Here is a 20875-nt window from a genome sequence, read left to right as displayed (position 1 = left end):
TTATTTCTCCTCCTCTAACAATGCTGCTGCTTGTGCGAGATCCAAAAGCGGATATCCCAGTTTGGCACGCTCGGCCACAAAAATCTTGGCAACCGCCCGCGCCAGATTACGGATACGCGCCAGATAGCCGGCACGTTCCGTTACTGATACGGCTCCGCGAGCATCCAATAAATTGAAGGTATGGCTGCACTTCAGAATATAGTCATAGGCTGGATGTACCAGACTTTCGTCGATACACCGTTTAGCTTCTGCTTCAAAGCGATCAAAATTGCCTAAGAGCAAGGCTTGGTCGCTGATTTCAAAAGAGTATTTTGAATGCTCATACTCCGGTTGTCTGAAAATCTCGCCGTACTTAACGCCTTCTGTCCATTCCAGATCATAAACACTTTCGACTTCTTGAATATATGAAGCTAGCCGTTCCAAGCCATAAGTAATCTCTGAGGTCACTGGTTTACAAGGTAGTCCCCCCACTTGTTGGAAGTAAGTGAATTGGGTAATCTCCATCCCATCTAACCAAACTTCCCAACCTAATCCTGCACAGCCCATCGACGGGTTTTCCCAGTTGTCTTCTACAAAACGAATATCGTGCTCCAATGGTTCGATGCCTAAAAGTTTCAGACTTTCCAAATACAATTCTTGGATATTAGCAGGCGAAGGCTTCATCACCACTTGAAATTGATGGTGTTGATACAAACGATTGGGATTTTCTCCATAACGACCATCGGCTGGTCGGCGAGAAGGTTCCACGTAAGCAGCATTCCAGGGTTCTGGTCCAATCGCCCGTAAAAAAGTATACGGGCTCATGGTGCCGGCCCCTTTTTCAGTGTCGTAGGCCTGCATCAGCATGCAGCCATTGTCTGACCAGAATTTTTGTAAGGTCAAGATGATGTTTTGAACGGTCATTTTTGTCATTGTGACGCTCCTTTCAAATTTGCAGCAGAGTTGTTGAAGACGTGGGCAGCATTTTTTCCAAAAGTTCTTTGGCAGAGTTTCTTGCAAGAAGATACAAAAAGCCCTGTGTTTGTCTGTATATCAATAGACAAACACAGGGACGAAAAATTCGCGGTTCCACCCTGCTTCCGATTTCTCGGCAGCTTCATTTTGCTGATGCTCCCAAACGCCTGCGGAAAAATGTCTCCATATCCGGCTTCCACCCTCCCGGAATCGCTTTGATGTCTGGCACATTTCCAAATTTGATCAACGCATCTCTTCAATTACCTTATATAATAGCGACTCTTGTTACCCTTTGTCAACCAAAAATCTTTTTTCGAATCGTCAGGTTTTCGAAAAAACTACGAACAATTATCAGAATATTTGCGTTTGTTTCCAATTTTCACTGGTACAAACGATTATTTTTTGCTAGACTGGCAAAAATCACGCTACCTCTCTGTTAAGTGACTGAAGTCAGTCACTTAGCCGAGATTTGTTAGTAATTAATTCTCAGGAGGACAAAATATGGACCAATGGTTGACCAAACTAAATGACTTAATCTGGGGCGCCCCGATGATCTTGCTGATTTTGGGAATTGGTGTCATTTTGACTGCTGGATTGCGCCTAATCCAAGTGCGGCGGCTACCACTAGCCCTGCGCTACATGCTGAAAGATGAGGAAGATGGTATCGGGGATGTTTCCAGTTTTCAAGCTTTATGTACCGCACTGTCTGCCACCATTGGCACCGGCAATATTGTAGGCGTTGCAACTGCTATTGTCGCTGGTGGACCTGGTGCATTGTTCTGGCTGGAGCTGGCGGGTCTCTTAGGGATGGCAACCAAATATGCTGAAGGCCTACTGGCAGTGAAATACCGAACGTTTGACGCGAATGGCCGTGCATTGGGCGGTCCCTTTTACTATATCGAAAATGGCTTGGGTAAAAAGTGGCGCTGGTTAGGCAAGCTGTTTGCCTTTTTTGGGATTATGGCCGGCCTTTTGGGTATTGGGACTTTGACACAAATCAACGGCATCACTTCGGCAGCCCAAACGTTTTTTGATCCCAATCAAGTTCATAGTATTCAGCTTTTTGGCAACAATTATTCCTGGGCGGTAGTAATCGTGGGCCTTTTAGTGACCGTTTCTGTGGCTGTGGTCCTTATTGGTGGCGTAAAGCGTATCGCTCGCGTCTCGGAAATTATCGTTCCGGCAATGGTCGTTTTGTATGTCACTTTATGTTTGGTGATGATCTTATTGAATCTCAATAAATTACCCGGTGTCATCGCAGAGATCTTCCAAGGTGCATTTGGCTTACGTGCAGCTTCTGGCGGTGCAGTAGGGGCAATGATTATCGCGATGCAAAAAGGAATCGCGCGAGGGATTTTCTCCAACGAGTCCGGCTTGGGTAGTGCGCCTATTGCTGCAGCCGCTGCCCGGACAAACGAACCGGTACGACAAGGATTGGTTTCCATGACCGGAACCTTTATCGATACCATTATCGTCTGCAACATGACCGGCATGGCAATCATTATGACTGGTGCTTGGCAGACTGGTAAAGAGGGCGCTGCCGTCACGATTCACGCCTTTTCCAAAGCGCTGCCCATCTCTTCACAAGCAGCCTCTTTTCTGCTGATGATTTGTCTGGTCTTTTTCGCTTTCACCACGATTCTTGGCTGGAATTACTATTCAGAGCGCTGTCTGGCTTATTTGTTGAATACCGACCGCTACGCCAAAATTTTTCGCCTCGTCTATGTTGGTGCTGTCTTCATCGGCCCTTACCTAACAGTCTCAGCTGTCTGGACGTTAGCAGACATCTGCAACGGTTTAATGGCCTTTCCTAATATCATTGCATTGGCCCTTTTAACACCCGTAGTTTTCAAAGAGACTAAAAGCTATTTTGCTCGCTTAACAGCTTCGAGTGCCCGCACCATTAAGGAACTCCGTCTACCAATCGAAGAATAACCGGCAAAATTTCCCCATAAAAAAGACACCCTAATTTCGGAACAGGCCTAAGATTCAGGCGCCGATGGGGTGTCTTTTTTTGAGGTGTTTTCAGCATCAGCTCTAGGCTCTATCATCAGTTGAGACCAACTTTGCATTTGATCAATGAACCGTTTGCTTTTTAAATGGAGACCGACGTACTCTTCATAAAGCTGATCGATAAACTGTCGCAGCCCCTGTTTGGTTTCAGTTTTTAGTGTAATAGAGTTGATTTGGTCATAAGAAATATTCATGAAGAGACGAGCAAAATGGACTGCCCGAGGATCAGCATGATAACGGTGCACATCGTGATCAAAATGGCGCTGGCACAATAAGCCGCCAAACTTGGAAGAATAGTCGAAGGGTCCTTGTCGATCTCCACAAACCGCGCAATGGTCCAACTGCGGAGTCACACCGAAACGCTGCAAGATTTGCAGCTCAAAAATATTGGTAATTACCTCCGGGTCGACGCCGTTGTTCAGCTGCATCAAGGACTGATGAGTAAACCCGTAGAGCTGAGGGTCGTATAGACGATCTTCAATCGCCGCATCTACCAGGTTCAAGATATACGTTCCATAAGCTGTCACAAAGATGTCTTCTTGAATGTGACGAAAAGTTTTGACCTCTTTGGCGCCGTTCAAAAAAGATAGGCCTTCAGAAGGAATCGTACCAAAATAAACACCTTCAGTAAAATTTAGCAATGCCGCTGCCAAGGGATTATTTTTCCGGTGTGCCCCTTTTACATAAAACATCTGCTTGCCATAGCTTTCTGTAAAAATCTTGACCAGCTTGTCTTTTTCCTTGTAATCTCGGGAAAACAAAATAATGCCTTTGGTTTCTGCAACTTCCAATTTTATCACCTCTTCTTAAAAAAACTGCGACAAGAAAGAAAACTGTTGTCGTAACCTTCCCTTTCTATCCGGTCCAGTTTAGATTCCGGCAGCAAAGACGCTTAGCCGGCAGTTTTTTTCTGTCGCAGCCCTCACTGTGAACTCATCACTCATGAAGGATTAATAATCCTCTTTTTTATAACCGTAATCCGTCAAATAGGTCTGTTTATCCCGCCAATCTTTTTGGACCTTCACCCAAAGTTCCAAGAAGACTTTATCGCCCAACAGCAGTTCAATCTCACGACGGGCTTTGGTACCGATGTCTTTCAACATCTTGCCCCCTTTACCGATGATAATTCCTTTTTGACTGTCTCGCTCCACAATAATGGTAGCTTGGATATGGACTTTATCATTTTCGTTTCGTTTCATAGAATCCACGACAACTGCAACGGAATGGGGAACTTCGTCACGCGTCAAAAGCAATACCTTTTCCCGAATCAACTCTGAAACGATAAAGTATTCAGGGTGGTCGGTAATCTGGTCATCTGGAAAATACTGTGGCCCTGTTGGCATTTGTTCCACCAGTGTTCCCATCAGTGTTTCAAAATTATTCCCTTCTGTCGCAGAAATAGGGATGATTTCCTTGAAACTCAATTGTTGGCGATAGTCATCAATGATTCCCAACAGCTCATCAGGATGTACTTTATCAATCTTATTAATCACCAGATAAACCGGACTATCAACAGTTTTCAAGCGCTCAATGATGAAGTCGTCTCCTTTGCCACGTTTCTCATCAGCGGCAATCATAAATAAGACGGCATCTACTTCCCGCAAAGCACTGTAGGCAGTTTCCACCATGAAATCCCCTAAACGATGTTTTGGTTTGTGGATTCCCGGTGTATCAATGAAGATCAATTGTGCGTCATCCGTCGTATAAACGCCTTGAATTTTATTCCGTGTCGTTTGGGCTTTGTCGCTCATAATAGCAATCTTTTGACCGACAATACGGTTTAATAGTGTTGATTTCCCAACATTTGGTCGTCCCACAATGGCGACGAATCCGGATTTATGTTCTGTCATACAATTCTCCTTTAGGTATTATTCAAAATAATCGAGTAGCAGTTAACGAGGTGCCTTGTCTTTGTCTAAAAAAACCAGAACCAGATTTTTGGTAGAAACAAGATTAATCCTACCACCAAAGCAAAGCCGGAAGTCAGCAGTACTGCCCCTGCGGCCATGTCTTTGACCTTTTTTCCAATTGGATGAAAGTGACAGTCCGTAACCATATCCACCACATTTTCAAAAACCGTATTGATGACTTCCACAATCCAAACCAGAAAAACCGCTAATAAAAGCCACAGCCACTCCATCTGGTTCAAGCCGAAAAACAGCCCTGCTAAAACTGCTAAAATCCCGATGGCAACATGTTTGCGCATGTTACGTTCTTCTTTGAAAACCGTTTTGACGCCAGTTACGGCAAACTCCACCGAGGTAATGAAGTTCTTGTTTTTTTTGACATTTCTATCTTTTGAGTCCATAGGCATCCAGAATTTCCTTTTGCAGTGAGAACATCTCTTTTTCATCTTCCGGTGTCATATGATCGTAACCGTTGATATGCAAAAAACCGTGCAAGGCTAAAAAACCCAGTTCCCGATCATATGAATGCCCGTATTCTTCTGCTTGTTCTTTAGCACGCTCCACAGAAATCATCAAATCTCCTAATTCACGGGGTAAGGGTTCATCATCCTCTTCAAAAAGGATTGGTACTTCACCGTCGCCTTCTTCTTCCAAGGCAAAGCTGATGACATCTGTTGGTGCGTCTTTGCCGCGGTACTCCCGATTGATTTCCCGGATTGCTTCGTTGTCCATAAAAGTCACCGACATCTCCGCATTGTCAGGCAGTTTTAATTGATCTGCTGCAAATTGCAACAAATCGTCAATTTCCCGAATCTTATCTTCAGGAACAGATTGAGTTTCATCGATAAAGGTGATTTCCATTATTTTTCGCTTCTTTCCTGTTCTTCTTTCATCTTTTCAGCTTCAGATTTCATCTTCGGATACTTGATCCGAGAATGGAAGGTACTGCACAGGCCGTTGACAAGTGATTTTTCTACCAAACGAATTTCTTTCATCGTCAAGCCGCTATCATCCAACTGACCGTCGATAATTCGATCGATAATCAGATTGTGAACAAACTGTTGAATTTTCTCGTTGTCGGGATGATCCATCGCTCGCACTGCCGCTTCACAGCTGTCAGCGATACTAACGACACCGGCTTCTCTAGTTTGTGGTTTTGGTCCCGGATAGCGAAAATCAGCTTCCGTTGTTTGAGGATTCCGTTCTTTGGCTTTGGCATAGAAAAATTTCATCATAGTCGTCCCATGGTGCTGACGACAAATATCAATCACCATTTGTGGCATCTTATAGTCTTCTAAGACTTTTGCGCCATCGGTTACGTGACCGAAGATAATCTGCTTACTATCTTCCGGCAACAAGAAATTGTGGGGATTTTCTGCCCCTTGCGGCAAGTTCTCAACAAAAAAGTTAGCATGCTTCAACTTACCAATATCGTGGTAATAACAAGCAACTCGGGTCAATAGCGAACGGCCACCAATTTCCGCCACCGCGTTGGCACTGAGATTGGCCACCATCATGGAATGATGGTAGGTGCCCGGAGCTTCTTCTAATAACTGCTTCAATAGCGGATGGTTAGGATTGCTCAACTCATTCAAGACAATCACCGAATCATCGGTTACTAAAAGCTCGATGTACTGATGCAATCCCATGGTCAGCATGAAAGACAATAGACTGCCGGCAAAGCCGCAAACAATCGTCAACCAAGTTGCACCACTGGAAAAACTAAGGCCTTGGAAAACCATCAACACAAAAGTCAACAATGTTGGAAAGACGATAACCCACATTACGGCCGGCCAGCCTTGACGACCAATTCGTTCACGTTTAACGATAGTTCCCATCAATCCGGAAAAGAGGTAGGTGATCAAGATAATCGTCAGCAGGTTGGTTCCTAACGCGTCGTAATAGACAAAGATCGCCGCCACTACCTGGAACATCGCCGCGATAATCCCCGTCCGGCGATTCATAAACAGGCTCAATACTAAGGGAACAAAGGCCGCTGGATAAAACAAGGGGATATAGAGTGTCTGTTCAGTTTGGAAAACTTGGAAGAACTTCATCAACAGCACACTAAAAACCATCGCGGCTGTATAGAAGGTAAAAAACTCCTGCTGATTGTCTTTTGAATGAAATTGGCGACCAAAATATAGTAAAACCGCAATCTGCAACAAGATTCCCATTACCATTGCCACTATTGGAAAAATCGAGCTGCTTTGACTGGTCAGTCCTAAAAGTTTCAATTTTTCGATGGCGTTGGCATCAATTTGGGAGCCTTCACGAACAATAATCTCCCCTTGGTAGATCATGACTGGCTGCACAGCATTACGGGCAGCTTCCCGATTTTCTTCGGTTGCTTTTTCATTTGGAAATTCGTTGACTACGATTCCTTTTTCCAGCAAACTTTCGATTACTGAAACTGCTTGTTGGCTAACGCTCAATGATTCAGCTTGTGCCTTGGCATTGTCCAAAATGTCCGACAGATTGCTTTCTCTGACGTGCTGGGCCATTTCTTCGCTGATGATTGTCAACGACTGGTTTCGTACCACGACGAGATCAGATGCGGAAAGTTCAAACAACGCGTTGTAGAAATCAGCAGAAAAGCTCTGATAAAAATCCACGTCGTCAGCATCAATCTTCTCAAATTTCTTTTTCAACGCAGCCGTATGGTCATCCACGGTGGGCACCGGGACGCTTTCCTTTTTAGCTTTTTCCTTGTCGCTTTCATATTGCTTGTTCAAATCATCGTTAACTTCCCCTACCAGATCAAATAACCGCTTCACGCGATCAAATTGAGTAGTGGCGATTTCTTCTTGATAATTGTATTCGGTAGTAACCGCTTCGGCAGCCAATTTTCGCTTTTGATCCGTTGCAAAAGTATTTTCAATCGTCTTGTTGGCGCGAATGTTTTCCGCGGCTACCTGGCCTTCGCTGTAATTCGTCTGCTTTTGCTGCACACTGGTAAACAGCACCGCAAAAATAGCTACAAAGAACAAACACAAGACGAGAGGCGTATAAAAACGCCCTAATTTTTTTCGTATCCTGTACAAGGGTTGGATAATCATCCTGTTACCTCCGAAAAATTTCTGGACCAGCACCTTGTGATAGCACTAGCCTACAGAACTTGCTTATGCATCGTTTTTCAAACTGGCTTTGTCATAGGCTTCGATGATTTCTGCCACCACCGGATGACGCACGACATCGCTGGATTCAAAATTAACGAAGGCAATCTGCTTAATATTCTTCAATGTTCGTTCGGCATGAACCAGTCCACTGACAACCCCTTTTGGCAGGTCAATTTGGCTGGTATCCCCGTTGACAATCATTTTTGAGTTGAAACCCAAGCGTGTTAAAAACATCTTCATCTGGGCAATTGTCGTATTTTGAGCCTCGTCTAAAATCACAAAGGCATCTTCCAACGTTCGTCCTCGCATATAGGCCAGCGGCGCGATCTCAATCACGCCTCGCTCCATCAGCCGATTGGTATGATCCGTTCCAAAAATCTGATACAGCGCATCGTAAACCGGACGCAGGTACGGATCGACTTTTTCTTTCAAATCTCCCGGCAAAAAACCAAGATTTTCGCCAGCTTCCACCGCCGGACGAGTTAAGATAATTTTTTGTACCTGCCCTTTTTTTAACGCAGCAATCGCCATGACCACAGCTAGAAATGTTTTCCCAGTCCCCGCTGGCCCAATGCCAAACACAACGTCGTGGGCTTTGACACTCTCCACGTAATGTTTTTGGCCGGCATTTTTGACCCTGATAGGGCTACCATTACGGTCTTTGACAATTTCTTCTTCATACATGTCTACAAAAAAGCTCAGACGGTCACTTTTAGCCATTTTTAAGGCTGACACTACATCTGGTGTACTGATGTTAATGCCCCGTTTAATCAACTCTTGGATTGCTTCAATGACCCCTTTAGCCAATGCTATTGCTTCTAGCGCTCCTTCAATTTGGATCACTTCTCCACGAGCCCGGATCACCGTTTGAGTATTTTCTTCAATCAGCTTCAGATTTTTATCATGGGAGCCCAATAACATCGCGATATCATCGGATTCACTTAATTTGATTTGCAAAGATTGGCGTTCTTCTGTCAAAAGTACATCTCCTTCGTCCTTCATTCTTATCTATTTTACCATAACGCCTGACAAAATAAAAAACTATGAAATGCTTTCTTATTCTTTTGTTGAGAAAGAATTCACCAGAGAAGTGATAACAAGAACAGTTTCTGAATTACTTATCCCCTCAAGAAACTCTATCAAAACAGCATAAAAAAATCGCGGACAGGATATCCGCGATTTTGTGCACTTATTGTAATAATTCTTTGACGATCGCATTGACTTGGTTCCCGTCTGCTTTGCCTTTTACTTGCGGCATTACAGCGCTCATCACCTTGCCGAATTCCTTTGCGGAGGTCGCGCCGGTTTTAGCGATTGCCTGCTTGACGATTTCACGAATCTCTTCGTCCGTCAACTGTGCAGGAAGATATTCTTCAACAATTGCGATTTCGACTTTGACTTTTTCCGAAAGATCATCACGACCGGCTTTTTCGAATTCCGTTAACGAATCGCGACGTTGTTTCATCTCCCGGGACAAAATCGTCAGTTCTTCGTCAGCGTTCAATTCGTGTCCGACTTTGATCTCTTCGTTCTGAAGCGATGCTTTCAACATACGGATCACCGCCAGACGTTCTTTGTCTTTGACTCTCATCGCTGTCTTCATATCATCGTTCAGTGTACTTAGTAGTGTCACACTACCAGCTCCAATCCTTGTGAGCCAAAATTAGAATTTCTTGCGTTTTCTGGCTGCTTCAGATTTCTTCTTGCGTTTCACGCTTGGTTTTTCATAGAATTCACGCTTGCGAGATTCTTGCAGAGTACCGGCTTTTGACACGGAACGTTTGAAGCGACGAAGAGCATCGTCAAGAGATTCATTTTTACGAACCACTGTTTTTGACATGTAAATTCCCTCCCTCCGAGCTTAAAAAGTAACCGTTTTTGTCTTTTGGATCGAAATTCAAAAAACAAGACTGTCCTTAAAAAATTATAAAGGAGGTTTAAAACGGTGTCAAGAAGTTCCTTGAAAAAATAAATATCTCCTAGGCTCCCTTTTAATTGCTATCAGAATAAAATAACTATTGGCAGTCCTCGCAGCGCCCTAAAATCTCAAAGCGGTGTCCTTCAATTACACAACCGGGCAGCTGTTCAGCGAAGTAATCCATTGGACAAAGATCCAGTTCCTTGGTCTTGCCACAAACCGTACAGATGAAATGATGGTGATGATGGTGGGCATCTTGACAGCAATGGAAGCGAAATTTCATCTCGCCATTCAGGTCAGTTTCCTCCAACAAGCCGATTTCGGCAAAATCATGTAAGTTTCGATAGATCGTATCATAACTAACCCCGGGAAAATGTTCGTCCATAAACTGATGAACCTCTTTAGCTGCGAGATAACGATTACGCTTAGCTAAAAAAGTCAGCATTGCTTCTCGCTTCTTCGTATTTTTAAAGCCATTGTCTTTCAGTGTATTCATGGCCTGTTGGATTCGTGTCGTCTGCATCATCTATGTCCTCCCTGCAGCTCATTGCCGCTCATTCAGAAAAGTCGGCCTGCTGTTTTTCGCGGTAAATCAAAATGATTCCGAATTATATTTAGACAATCGTATGGTATAATAAAGTGGATAAAAAGACAAGAGGGGCTGTTGCTTTTATGAACGATGAAAACAATATCTTAACAATTTTTGTGATTTCCGATTCCGCTGGTGAAACCGCTACAAAATTGGCACAGGCCACCATGGCACAATTTCCCACCGTTGAATTCAACCTGTACCGTAAAACCTTCGTCAATGACAAAGAAAGCTTGATTAAGGCACTGACAGACGCAAAAAAACACGACGCTATGATTCTCTTTACAATGATCAACGAAAATCTATCGACTCTGTTACAAGACTTCTGTGAAGAAAGTGGCTTGTATAGCTTCGACGTTCTTTCTTCCACCATCAACGAAATCGAAGCGCGCAGTGGCGTCAAAGCCAGCCGCGAACAAGGAGCCTTGCACCATTTGAACAAAAACTATTTCAAACGCATCAAAGCGATGGAATTTGCTGTAAAATACGATGATGGCAAAGACCCCCGTGGTTTTTTGGAAGCTGATGTCGTGTTACTAGGGGTCTCACGTACTTCCAAAACACCCCTCAGCCTCTTTTTGGCCAACAAAAATCTGAAGGTGGCGAATTTGCCCCTAGTTCCGCAAGCCCATATTCCTAAACAATTGTGGGAAGTTGACCCTAAAAAAATCGTCGGTCTTACCAATGACCCGGATGTTCTCAATAGCATCCGTAAAGAGCGCATGCGTGCCTACGGATTGAATCCGGACACCGCCTATTCCGATATCGACAAGATCCGGGCCGAATTGGAATTTGCGGCTGACTTGTATGAAAAACTTGGCTGTGTAGTGATCAATGTGGCTTCACTTTCCATCGAAGAAACCGCCTCGATGATTATGAACGCTTTGAATCTGGAAGATCATAGCTATTACGCAACAGAAGAAGAATAGACCGCAAGCTCTAAAACTCCAGTCGGCTGACTGGAGTTTTTATTTACTTTTCAGCAAAAGCAAGTCCGAAAATATCGGTGCCACGATTGAAAATCTATTCCTCACTAACGTCATAGCAAATGCATACTTATGAACCAAATAGGCAGTATTTTGCTTATTTTCCGGCAGTTGTATAAAAATCCCGATTCCACCGGCTCCACAGAAATTTGCGGAAAGCCCGATTTTTTTACAACTAACTCCCCACCAATAGTTAGTTTATTATATAATCTATATAAAACAAATTACCTCAGGAGGAAAGCTTATGTGTACAATACAGCAACCGCCGGTATTGAAAGACGGTGCCGGCTATTTATGGGCCTATTTTACCGGTGAAGGGGCAGGTGCCGAGGCCGTCAGCTTTGCACTCTCAGACGGCAATGATGCTTTACGCTGGCTGAGCTTGAACAAAGGACAGCCAGTAATTTTTTCAAAGTATGGTGAAAAAGGGTTGCGGGACCCTTTTATTCTCCGCAGCCATGATGGTAGCCGTTTTTATCTATTGGCTACCGATTTGAATGTCCACGAGCGACCGGGCGGCTTTCATACCGGCCAACTGAGCGGCTCACGTTATCTGGAGATTTTCGAATCGACTGACCTTATCCATTGGAGCCAGCAGCGCCATGTGCAGGTCTCTGATGTGAATGCCGGCAACACCTGGGCTCCCAAGGCCATATGGGATGCCGAAAAGCAGCTTTACGTCGTCTATTGGGCAGCAAATCTTTACGATGAATTGGACCCTCAAAAACGTACGAGTGTCACGTATAACCGCATGATGTGCTCCCTGACCGCAGATTTTATCACTTTCACCCCACCCCGGATCTGGGTGGATGTTGATCGCGGCCCGGGTAAAGGAACCATCGATGCAACGGTGGCCAAGGTCGACGGCCGCTACTACCGGTTCATGAAGGAAGAAGAAACGATGACAATTCGTTTGGATACTGCGACAAATCTGCTGACAACCGTGGCAGGGATTGATTACGCTACTGACAAAGAGGTCCCCGCAGATCAATGGCGAACACTAGGACGCAAGATCGGCAACGGGCTGCCGAACGGTGAAGGCCGGGAGTTTACCGGGGGAGAAGGCCCTTGCCTCTTTCCGGCAAATCCCGATGACACAAACGGCTTCAAGTGGTTCTTGTTTATCGATCAGCCGGGGTACCATGACGGACCGAACCATTACATCGGGTTTGCCGGCAATGATTTGGCTAACCCTCGGACTTGGCAGCCGGTTTCGCAAAAACTGCGACAGCAGCTTCCTAAAAACAGTAAAGGAGAAAAACCACGGCACGGTTCGGTTATTTCACTAACTGCGGAGGAATATCAGCGAATTTGGCAGCACTATTTCCAATCCTGAATGATTGTTGCTCTTTGCAGTAATCTAACGAACACAACGGCAACCACAGCCAATCCAATCACCCCTTGGATTCTGATTTGTCGGCTCTGTGACCGATAGAAAACTGCAGGATTCCTAAGCTTTCCAAGCAAGTGGATTGTCGTCTCCGACACTTTCAGCTGCAAAAAGACCTTGTCATCACTGCATAAACAGTGGCGACAAGGTTTTTTCAGTGCTTGATTCGTTTTGCCTGACATCTTGGGATTTCTTCAAGATCATAAGGGGTCAACTGATACACATCATTGAGCCAGTTATGATAGAGCAGATGAGCGTGGGCCCGCCAGCGATTCAAGACTCCTTTTTCAGGCAGATCATCGACATAGTAGTTTTCCGGCGGCGCTGTCAGTACACCCCGCTCCTTGTCCCGCAAGTACTCTTTTGCCAAAGTATCCGAATCATATTCAAAATGCCCCAACAGGAAAATATCGTGGTCATCTTTTGAAATCAGAATATTTGGCCCTATCTTTTCATCTCGGGCAATCACTTGTAGCGGCTTTGAAGCAATCTGTTCTTCCGCAATCCCGGTATAGCGAGATTGCGGTCCCCAAAATTCATCGTCAAAGCCGCGACAAAAACGATGGGGGGCGACCATCGTTTGAGGATACACACCAAACAGCTTTTCAGAATAGGCGACTTTGTCCACGCCATAATGGTAGTACAGACCTGCTTGAGCGCCCCAACAGATATGGACAACACTCGTAACCTGCCGCTGAGACCAGTCCATAATTTGTTTTAACTCCTCCCAATAGTCCACCTCTTCAAAAGGCAATGTTTCCACCGGGGCACCAGTAATAATCATGGCATCGTAGTTGGTCTGGGCAACTTGTGGAAATGTCAGATAATACTTTTGCAAGTGAGCCAGACTGGTATTCTTATGGTGGTGACCGGCAATTTGTAGAAAGTCCACATCAATCTGCAGCGGACTTTGACTAATCAGACGAAGTAGCTGGGTCTCGGTTGCAATCTTATCAGGCATCAAATTCAAAATAATCAGCTTCAAAGGACGAATATCCTGATGGATTGCCCGCTCATTGTCGATAGCAAAAATATCTTCGGCCAAGAGCACTTTTTTTGCCGGAAAGTCTTCAACCAGTTTAATGGGCACGTTTATCCCTCCAGTTTATCAAAAGCCAGCTGCAAATCAGCCAAGATATCCGCGATGTTTTCAATACCAATGGAGATTCGGATCAATCCTGGCGAAATACCGGCTGCTCTCAATTCCTCGTCAGACATCTGGCGATGAGTTGAGGTCGCCGGATGCAGCGCACAAGTTCTAATATCCGCCACATGGACTTCGCGGGAAACCATCTCCAAAGCATCTAGCCAGCGGGCAGCTGCTTCACGTCCAGCACCGATTTCAAAGGAAATCACGCCGCACAATCCTTTAGGCAGGTACTTTTGCTTCAATTGATAACTGCGATCTCCTACAAGTCCTGGATACGTCACTGACGTCACCGCCGATTGATCCTTGATAAAAGTCGCCGCTTTCAGCGCATTTTCATAATGCCGTTCCATGCGTATCGGTAGAGTTTCCATTCCCAAATTCAAATAAAATGAATTCTGAGGAGAAGGTGTTGCCCCTAAGTCTCGCATCAATTGCACCCGGGCTTTGGTAATGTAGGCCGCAGAACCGAACATTTCTGTGTAGACAATCCCGTGATACGTTTCGTCTGGTGTCGCTAATTGCGGAAATTTCCCATTGGCCCAGTTAAATTTCCCACTGTCGACAATTACGCCGCCAGTTGCAACCGCATGACCGTCCAAATATTTCGTCGTGGAGTGGATGACGATATCGGCGCCAAATTCGATTGGCCGGCAAAAATAAGGTGTGGCAAAGGTATTATCAATCAAAAACGGCAAATCATGGGTGTGAGCCAATTGGGCAAACTTCTCGATATCCAACACATGCATCGCCGGATTTGCGATAGTTTCCGCAAAAACTGCTTTTGTATTCGGGCGAATCGCTTTTTCTAACTCAGCTAACGGAGCAAATTGATCCACAAAGGTGACCTCAATTCCCATTTTTTTCATGGTGTGTGCCAACAAGTTATACGTGCCACCGTAGACGTAGGATGAAGCGATCAGATGGTCGCCGCTCTCTAAGATATTCATAATCGCCAGAAATGTCGCCGCTTGACCAGATGAGGTACACAGGGCACCTATACCTCCTTCAAGGGCAGCGATTTTTTCTTCGACAGCTCCAGTCGTAGGATTAGCCAAGCGAGTGTAGAAGTAACCAGCTTCTTCCAAATCAAACAATTTGCCAATCGCTTCTGTCGAATCATAGGTAAAAGTTGTACTTTGAGTGATAGGCAGTACCCGTGGTTCACCATTTTTCGGGGTATAGCCGGCATGCAAACATTTTGTTTCAAATTCCATAAAAAAACCTCCGTTTCATTATTCCTGATTTTTTTAAGTGCCATCAATAACCAATAACGCTAACACACGCTTAGAGGTTCTCGACGTGTTTAATAAAAAGGACGAGACTAGATAAAATCAGTCCCATCCTCATGACTTACTTCGATTAACTAAAAAACTTGGACACCTTCACGATCAACGCTCAACAGCTCAACTGATGCTGGCTGATCCCACGCCTTTAACAACTGGACAATCTTTTGGCTGCGATCTTCTGGAGAAAGGATCAACACGGTTGGTCCAGCGCCACTTAAAAAGCAACCATACGCTCCTTCTTCGTGAGCCAGATCCCGAATCACTTGCAGATGAGGTACTAGCGGCCCCCGATAGGTTTCATGAAAACGATCTTTTTCCATCAATCTGCCAGCAACCGGCAGATTGCCTGTCAATAGTGCAGCTACCATCACATTGGCCACAGAACTGGCTGCCACAGCTTCTTTATAGCCCAAAGTTTGCGGTAAGGCACCTCGAGCTTTTTCTGTGCTGAGGGGCGCTTCAGGAATGAAGGCAATGATATCACAAGGTGGAAAATAGTGTCGGACATAATCAACTTGATTCTCCACTGCACTAGCAATCACCAAATCTCCGCAAACTGCCGGTGCAACATTGTCAGGATGTCCTTCTAACTTGGTTCCAAAAGCAATTTTTTGAGCATCGGACATATTGAGATTGCCTAATCGATTGGCCAGCTCAATTCCGGCAACAATTACCGAAGAGCTGCTGCCCAAACCACGAGTCACTGGAATATCCGAAGACATCTTCAAATGCTTTGGCGTCAAATCTGGTACCAGCTGTAAAGCAGTTGCTACTAACAAATTTTCTTCGTTAGTTGGGATACCTGTACCCAACTCATGAGACACCAACCAAGTCTCACTATCTTCAATGACCTCGACAAATAAATAACGATCTAGTGCCACCCCGCAGGAATCAAATCCCGGTCCCAAGTTCGCGCTGGTGGCCGGCACCCGGATTTTCATAGTTTTGCCACACCTTCTCGCAAGTGTTTCCGCATTTCTTCGACATCACTCATCTTGTGGATATCCGCCTTGGCCTCGTGAATTGCAGTATCCGGATCTTTCAAGCCATTGCCGGTGAAGATAGTCACAACAGTTTCTCCTTGTTTAATCTTGCCGGATTTCACATGTTGAATAACACCTGCTAAGGAAGCGGCCGATCCTGGTTCCACAAAAACACCATCCATTGCGGCAACTTTACGATAGGCGTTCAGGATTTCTTCGTCCGTCACTGCATCAATGTGTCCCTTAGATTCGTCACGAGCTGCCTCTGCCAATTTCCAGCTCGCCGGATTGCCGATTCGAATCGCAGTCGCAATCGTTTCCGGCTGTTGGATGACTTCACCTCGCACGATAGCCGCGGCCCCTTCTGCTTCAAAGCCATGCATCCGTGGCAGAGCTGTCCCCTTCACGTCATGCCATTCTTTGAAACCTTTCCAGTAAGCAGAAATATTGCCCGCATTTCCCACTGGAATCGCCAAAACATCCGGAGCTTGTCCTAATTGCTCACAGACTTCAAAAGCAGCTGTCTTTTGTCCTTCCAAACGATAAGGATTGACAGAGTTGACCAGAGCAACCGCTTCGGTTTCGGCAATGTCACGAACCGCTTTTAGCGCTTCATCAAAATTGCCGGGAATTGAGATGATGTCTGCCCCATAGGCGATAGCTTGCGCCAGTTTTCCCATCGCAATTTTGCCGTCCGGGATTACCACGTATGCTTTGACACCAGCACGAGTCGCATAGGCCGCGGCAGCTGCACTAGTGTTACCGGTAGAAGCACAGACAATCGCCTTAGCTCCGTCTTCTACAGCTTTGGCAACCGCCATTACCATGCCACGGTCTTTGAAAGAGCCAGTAGGATTCAGTCCTTCATATTTCCCATACAATGTGATCCCCAATTCTTTGGACAAATTGTTCAGTGGAATCAAAGGGGTATTGCCTTCACACAGGCTGATCATCGGTGTTTTGTCAGTAATAGGTAAATACTCCTTGTATTGCTTCAACAAACCTTCGTACATAACTTACTCCTCCATTACTTTCATGATTTGAGTGATCTTTGTCTCTTCAATCTTGCTGACAGCAGAAACGAATTGATGTTTTTGGACTTCGTTGAGTTCTTCTGTCAGCCAAACAATGCGCCGCTTACCATCGGCGGCCATCGTGTTTTCAATATCTTCATAAGAGACGCCTAAGTCGACAGCTGCTTGTTCGATTTCACGCCACAACTGAGCATCGTCAATAGTCTTCATAGCAATGAAATAGCGGTTGCTGACAGCTTTTGGATCAGCGAATTGTTTTTCAGCCTTATACTGAATAAACTGAGGCGCTGGTTTATTATCCGCTTGATTTTCAGCAATAACTGCCAAATCCGTCACTACACTAGTCGCAGTCGGTAATGAGCCTGCTCCCGGGCCAAAATACATGGACTGGCCGATACCGGTACTACGGACAAAGACACCGTTGAATTCATTGCGAATCGCCGCAAGCGGATGATGGACTGGTACTAAAGCGGGTGCCACTTCAGCGAAGACCCCGTCACCAACTTTTTTAGTCATCCCAATCAGTTTCACTTCATAACCAATAGCTTTAGCCAGTTCGATATCCGCGATTTCAATGCCCCGGATTCCACGAACAACAAAATCTTCGAGAGCAATATCTGTTCCATAGGCAAACCGAGTCAAAATCACCGTTTTGTAGGCCGCGTCAATGCCATCCACATCATTTGTCGGATCGGACTCTGCAAAGCCCAGTTCTTGGGCTCGCTTCAAAGCGTCCTCATAGGCCATGCCGTTTTCCACCATTTGAGTCAGCATGTAGTTAGTGGTCCCGTTGATGATTCCCAGTACTTCAGTGATTTCATCAGCGATAAAAGAATTCGCCAACGTTCGTAAAATCGGAATGCCGCCAGCCACACTCGCTTCGTAATAGAGTGAAACATGGTGCTTTTCCGCTATTTGAAAAAGCTCAGTGCCGTGTTGGGCTAAGAGATCTTTATTGGCGGTTACGACGTGTTTATTTTCCGACAGTGCCGCCGTGACAAACTCTTTGGCAGGATGGATTTTACCCATCACTTCCACCACAACATCAATCTCGTCGTCTTCGGTAATCTCTTTAACATCATAGACCAATTTTAAGCCATGAGCTGTTGCTAACCCGCTCTTATCTTCGGCTTCACGAATCAGCGCTTTGGTGATGACCAGTTCTACGCCGGTCCGTTGCTTGATTTTTTGACGTTCTTTGGCCAAGATCTCAACGACGCCGGTACCGACGACGCCCAGACCTAAAATGCCGATCTGTAATCGTTTCTCCATACATTTCCCACCAATTCCCTGATTATTGTTTGAGTTCCCCACTATATTGCTTTTAGCATACCAAAAATTGCTTGAAAAAAAAAGAACTTTCCGAAAAATTGGAAAGTTCTTACATTCAGCTTCAACGGTGCTGCACATGTTCGAAGGTTTCTTGTAAAATATCAATCACGTGCTCATCATCTAAACTATACAACATGGTTTTGCCTTCTCGCCGAGCTTTGACAACCCGATTTTCCCGTAGCAGTTTCAGCTGATGGGAAACCGCTGATTGTTCCATTTCTACCCCTTGGGCGATGGCAGTCACATTGCGTTCCCCTTCTTTCAGTGACAGGAGGATCTTTAAACGAGTAGGATCACCCAACACTTTGAAGAGCTGACTGACCTTTTCGATTTCTGTTGGTATCTGAGACATGCTATATCCTCCTTCCTACTGAGGGTTTTTCTAGCAAAACAAAATCAGTACTTTTGTAAAACAGCTGTCTGTGGACTTTTACTAAGAGGCACACGACCTATCTACACCACAAACAGCCTTCTTATCAACCTTAAGCGCCGGTCACCTCATTGATTGCCGTTTCCAGTTCAGCAATGCGGGCATCGGCTGTCCCTTGATCTGCCCCTTTGACACCGATATAAAATTTGATCTTAGGTTCGGTCCCAGAAGGTCGTACAGCAATCCAGCTTTCATCTTCCATCACATATTTCAACACGTCTGATGGCGGTGTCGTCAGTTTTTCAACTTGTCCGTCCAGGCCAACCCGTGTCAATTGTTTGAAGTCTTCTGTTTGAACAACCTTGACCCCACCCAGTGTCGAAGGTGCTTCCGTCCGGAATTTATCCATAATCGCTTTAATCTTAGCCGGGCCTTCCAAGCCACTCAAAGTCACACTGATTGTCTTTTCGCTGTAGTAACCATATTTTGCAAAAATATCCTGTAAAGCGTCATACAAGTTTTTCCCTTGCTTCTTATAATAAGCGGCTACTTCAGCAAGCATCACCAATGCCTGAATCGCATCTTTGTCACGCACAAAAGGTTTCACCAGGTAGCCATAGCTTTCTTCAAAACCAAACATAAAGGTGTGGCTGTGGTCTTCTTCAAATTGTTGAATCTTTTCAGCAATGAATTTAAAACCCGTCAATACGTTGAACATCGTTGCGCCGTATGCTTTTGCGATGGCAGTCGGTAATTCGCTGGAAACAATAGATTTCAAAACCGCGGCATTTTCTGGCAAGGTGCCTGCCGTTTTGTGGGCTTCCAAAATGTATTGTACCAAAAGGGCGCCGATTTGGTTGCCGGAAAGTACTTGATAGCTGCCGTCAGGTAAACGAACGGCTGCCCCTAGGCGATCCGCATCTGGATCCGTCGCGATCAACAAATCGGCATCTTCTTGTTCACCCAAGCGGATGGCATATTCAAAAGCAGAGTGCTCTTCTGGATTTGGGGATTTCACCGTACTAAAGTCAGGATCGGCCACCGCTTGTTCCGGTACCAACATGAATTTTTCGAAACCGGCTTGTTTCAGCGCTTTTTCACCCAGCATTTTCCCAGTTCCATGAAGCGGCGTGTAAACCAGCTTTAGCTCTTTGCCCATTTCGTCAACCAGCGCTTGGTTAATGGTCACTGTTTTAACGTTTTTCAAATAGGGTGTATCTACTTCTTCACCGATGATATTGATTAAACCGCTGTGTTCAACTTCTTCATCAGACAGCACGTCAATCTCCAATGGATTATCGATAGCCCGTACATACGTAGTCAACGCATCAGCATCCGCTGGTGGCATTTGTCCGCCATCTTGACCATAAATCTTGTAGCCGTTATAGGCTGCTGGGTTATGAGAAGCGGTAATCATGATCCCAGTAAAAGTTTTTAAATAACGGACAGCAAATGAAAGCTCCGGTGTCGGACGCAGACTTTCAAACACATAAGAGGGGATATCATGTTTTGCCAGCGTTTTAGCTGCCTCTAGAGCAAATTCCGGCGACATGTGCCGTGAATCGTAAGCAATCGCAACTCCCCGGCGCCGAGTTTCGTCATCTTGTTCATCCATAAAACGGGCCAAGCCTTCTGTTGCCTGACGGACAGTGTAGATATTCATCCGATTGATTCCCGGGCCTAAGATTCCCCGCATGCCAGCAGTTCCGAATTCAAGGGGTGCATAGAAGGCATCTTCCAGTTTCTCCGGATCTTCTTCTAGATCGGCTAGTTGCTTTTTCAGATTTTCTTCCAAATCGGTATTGTTTTTCCATTGTTCATAGACTTGTTCCCAAGACATGAAA

The 20875-nt window shown here is 45.3% G+C and carries 20 protein-coding genes; 3 read left to right on the top strand and 17 right to left on the bottom strand.

Annotated features, from left to right (window positions below; translation table 11 throughout):
* A complete protein-coding gene (gene glyQ / locus BAU14_RS07805; protein WP_161899527.1) occupies window positions 1–912 on the bottom strand; it encodes a glycine--tRNA ligase subunit alpha in 912 nt (303 codons plus the stop codon).
* 543 nt (window positions 913–1455) lie between these two features.
* Here glyQ and BAU14_RS07800 point away from each other — a divergent pair.
* Complete coding sequence (locus BAU14_RS07800) at window positions 1456–2889, top strand: alanine/glycine:cation symporter family protein (RefSeq protein WP_161899526.1); 1434 nt, start codon at window positions 1456–1458, stop codon at window positions 2887–2889.
* Between the two features lie 47 nt (window positions 2890–2936).
* On the opposite strand, the gene recO is transcribed toward BAU14_RS07800, so the two are convergent.
* The 9 genes from recO to BAU14_RS07755 form a co-directional block, all read right to left on the bottom strand.
* Window positions 2937–3758, bottom strand: coding sequence for a DNA repair protein RecO (gene recO, locus BAU14_RS07795; RefSeq protein ID WP_161899525.1), 822 nt, complete (start codon window positions 3756–3758; stop codon window positions 2937–2939).
* A 159-nt stretch (window positions 3759–3917) separates the two neighbouring features.
* Entirely contained in the window at window positions 3918–4817 is a 900-nt protein-coding gene (era, locus tag BAU14_RS07790; RefSeq protein WP_161899524.1) for a GTPase Era, read from the bottom strand.
* A gap of 65 nt (window positions 4818–4882) precedes the next feature.
* Window positions 4883–5275 (bottom strand): diacylglycerol kinase family protein, encoded by a 393-nt coding sequence (locus BAU14_RS07785; RefSeq protein ID WP_202622194.1) that lies wholly within the window; start codon window positions 5273–5275, stop codon window positions 4883–4885.
* Window positions 5259–5735 carry an rRNA maturation RNase YbeY gene (gene ybeY, locus BAU14_RS07780; protein WP_161899522.1) on the bottom strand — a complete coding sequence of 159 codons (477 nt, stop codon included), beginning with the start codon at window positions 5733–5735 and terminating at the stop codon, window positions 5259–5261. Before ybeY ends, BAU14_RS07785 begins: the two co-directional genes overlap by 17 nt.
* On the bottom strand, window positions 5735–7933 hold the full coding sequence (locus BAU14_RS07775; RefSeq protein ID WP_161899521.1) for an HD family phosphohydrolase: 2199 nt from the start codon (window positions 7931–7933) through the stop codon (window positions 5735–5737). Before BAU14_RS07775 ends, ybeY begins: the two co-directional genes overlap by 1 nt.
* A 63-nt stretch (window positions 7934–7996) precedes the next feature.
* Window positions 7997–8971 (bottom strand): PhoH family protein, encoded by a 975-nt coding sequence (locus tag BAU14_RS07770; protein WP_161899520.1) that lies wholly within the window; start codon window positions 8969–8971, stop codon window positions 7997–7999.
* 211 nt (window positions 8972–9182) lie between these two features.
* Window positions 9183–9626 (bottom strand): GatB/YqeY domain-containing protein, encoded by a 444-nt coding sequence (locus BAU14_RS07765; RefSeq protein ID WP_161899519.1) that lies wholly within the window; start codon window positions 9624–9626, stop codon window positions 9183–9185.
* A gap of 30 nt (window positions 9627–9656) precedes the next feature.
* Entirely contained in the window at window positions 9657–9833 is a 177-nt protein-coding gene (rpsU, locus tag BAU14_RS07760) for a 30S ribosomal protein S21 (protein WP_002356740.1), read from the bottom strand.
* 175 nt (window positions 9834–10008) lie between these two features.
* A complete protein-coding gene (locus BAU14_RS07755) occupies window positions 10009–10437 on the bottom strand; it encodes a Fur family transcriptional regulator (RefSeq protein ID WP_161899518.1) in 429 nt (142 codons plus the stop codon).
* Between the two features lie 146 nt (window positions 10438–10583).
* Between BAU14_RS07755 and BAU14_RS07750 the strand changes: the two genes are divergently transcribed.
* Both BAU14_RS07750 and BAU14_RS07745 read left to right on the top strand, forming a co-directional pair.
* A complete protein-coding gene (locus BAU14_RS07750) occupies window positions 10584–11429 on the top strand; it encodes a pyruvate, water dikinase regulatory protein (protein ID WP_161899517.1) in 846 nt (281 codons plus the stop codon).
* Between the two features lie 301 nt (window positions 11430–11730).
* A complete protein-coding gene (locus tag BAU14_RS07745) occupies window positions 11731–12822 on the top strand; it encodes a glycoside hydrolase family 43 protein (RefSeq protein ID WP_161899516.1) in 1092 nt (363 codons plus the stop codon).
* Between the two features lie 208 nt (window positions 12823–13030).
* Here BAU14_RS07745 and BAU14_RS07740 read toward each other — a convergent pair whose 3' ends face one another.
* From BAU14_RS07740 to BAU14_RS07710, 7 genes are all read right to left on the bottom strand, one after another.
* Window positions 13031–13966, bottom strand: a complete 936-nt coding sequence (locus BAU14_RS07740; RefSeq protein ID WP_161899515.1) for a homoserine O-succinyltransferase — start codon at window positions 13964–13966, stop codon at window positions 13031–13033.
* A 2-nt stretch (window positions 13967–13968) separates the two neighbouring features.
* On the bottom strand, window positions 13969–15240 hold the full coding sequence (locus BAU14_RS07735) for an O-acetylhomoserine aminocarboxypropyltransferase/cysteine synthase family protein (protein WP_161899514.1): 1272 nt from the start codon (window positions 15238–15240) through the stop codon (window positions 13969–13971).
* Window positions 15241–15389: 149 nt separating this feature from the next.
* The gene (gene thrB / locus BAU14_RS07730) at window positions 15390–16253 is read right to left on the bottom strand and encodes a homoserine kinase (protein ID WP_161899513.1); all 864 of its coding nucleotides are present in this window, start codon (window positions 16251–16253) and stop codon (window positions 15390–15392) included.
* Complete coding sequence (thrC, locus tag BAU14_RS07725) at window positions 16250–17308, bottom strand: threonine synthase (RefSeq protein WP_161899512.1); 1059 nt, start codon at window positions 17306–17308, stop codon at window positions 16250–16252. The genes thrB and thrC overlap by 4 nt, the downstream gene beginning before the upstream one ends.
* A gap of 3 nt (window positions 17309–17311) precedes the next feature.
* Window positions 17312–18601 carry a homoserine dehydrogenase gene (locus BAU14_RS07720; RefSeq protein ID WP_161899511.1) on the bottom strand — a complete coding sequence of 430 codons (1290 nt, stop codon included), beginning with the start codon at window positions 18599–18601 and terminating at the stop codon, window positions 17312–17314.
* Window positions 18602–18722: 121 nt separating this feature from the next.
* A complete protein-coding gene (locus BAU14_RS07715; RefSeq protein WP_161899510.1) occupies window positions 18723–19013 on the bottom strand; it encodes an ArsR/SmtB family transcription factor in 291 nt (96 codons plus the stop codon).
* Between the two features lie 130 nt (window positions 19014–19143).
* Window positions 19144–20871, bottom strand: coding sequence for a phospho-sugar mutase (locus tag BAU14_RS07710; RefSeq protein ID WP_161899509.1), 1728 nt, complete (start codon window positions 20869–20871; stop codon window positions 19144–19146).
* Between the last annotated feature and the right edge of the window lie 4 nt (window positions 20872–20875).

It is taken from the genome of Candidatus Enterococcus leclercqii, assembly GCF_009933135.1.
GTDB classification, from domain to species: Bacteria; Bacillota; Bacilli; order Lactobacillales; family Enterococcaceae; genus Enterococcus_C; species Enterococcus_C leclercqii.
This window is presented reverse-complemented; position numbering and strand designations above follow the sequence as displayed.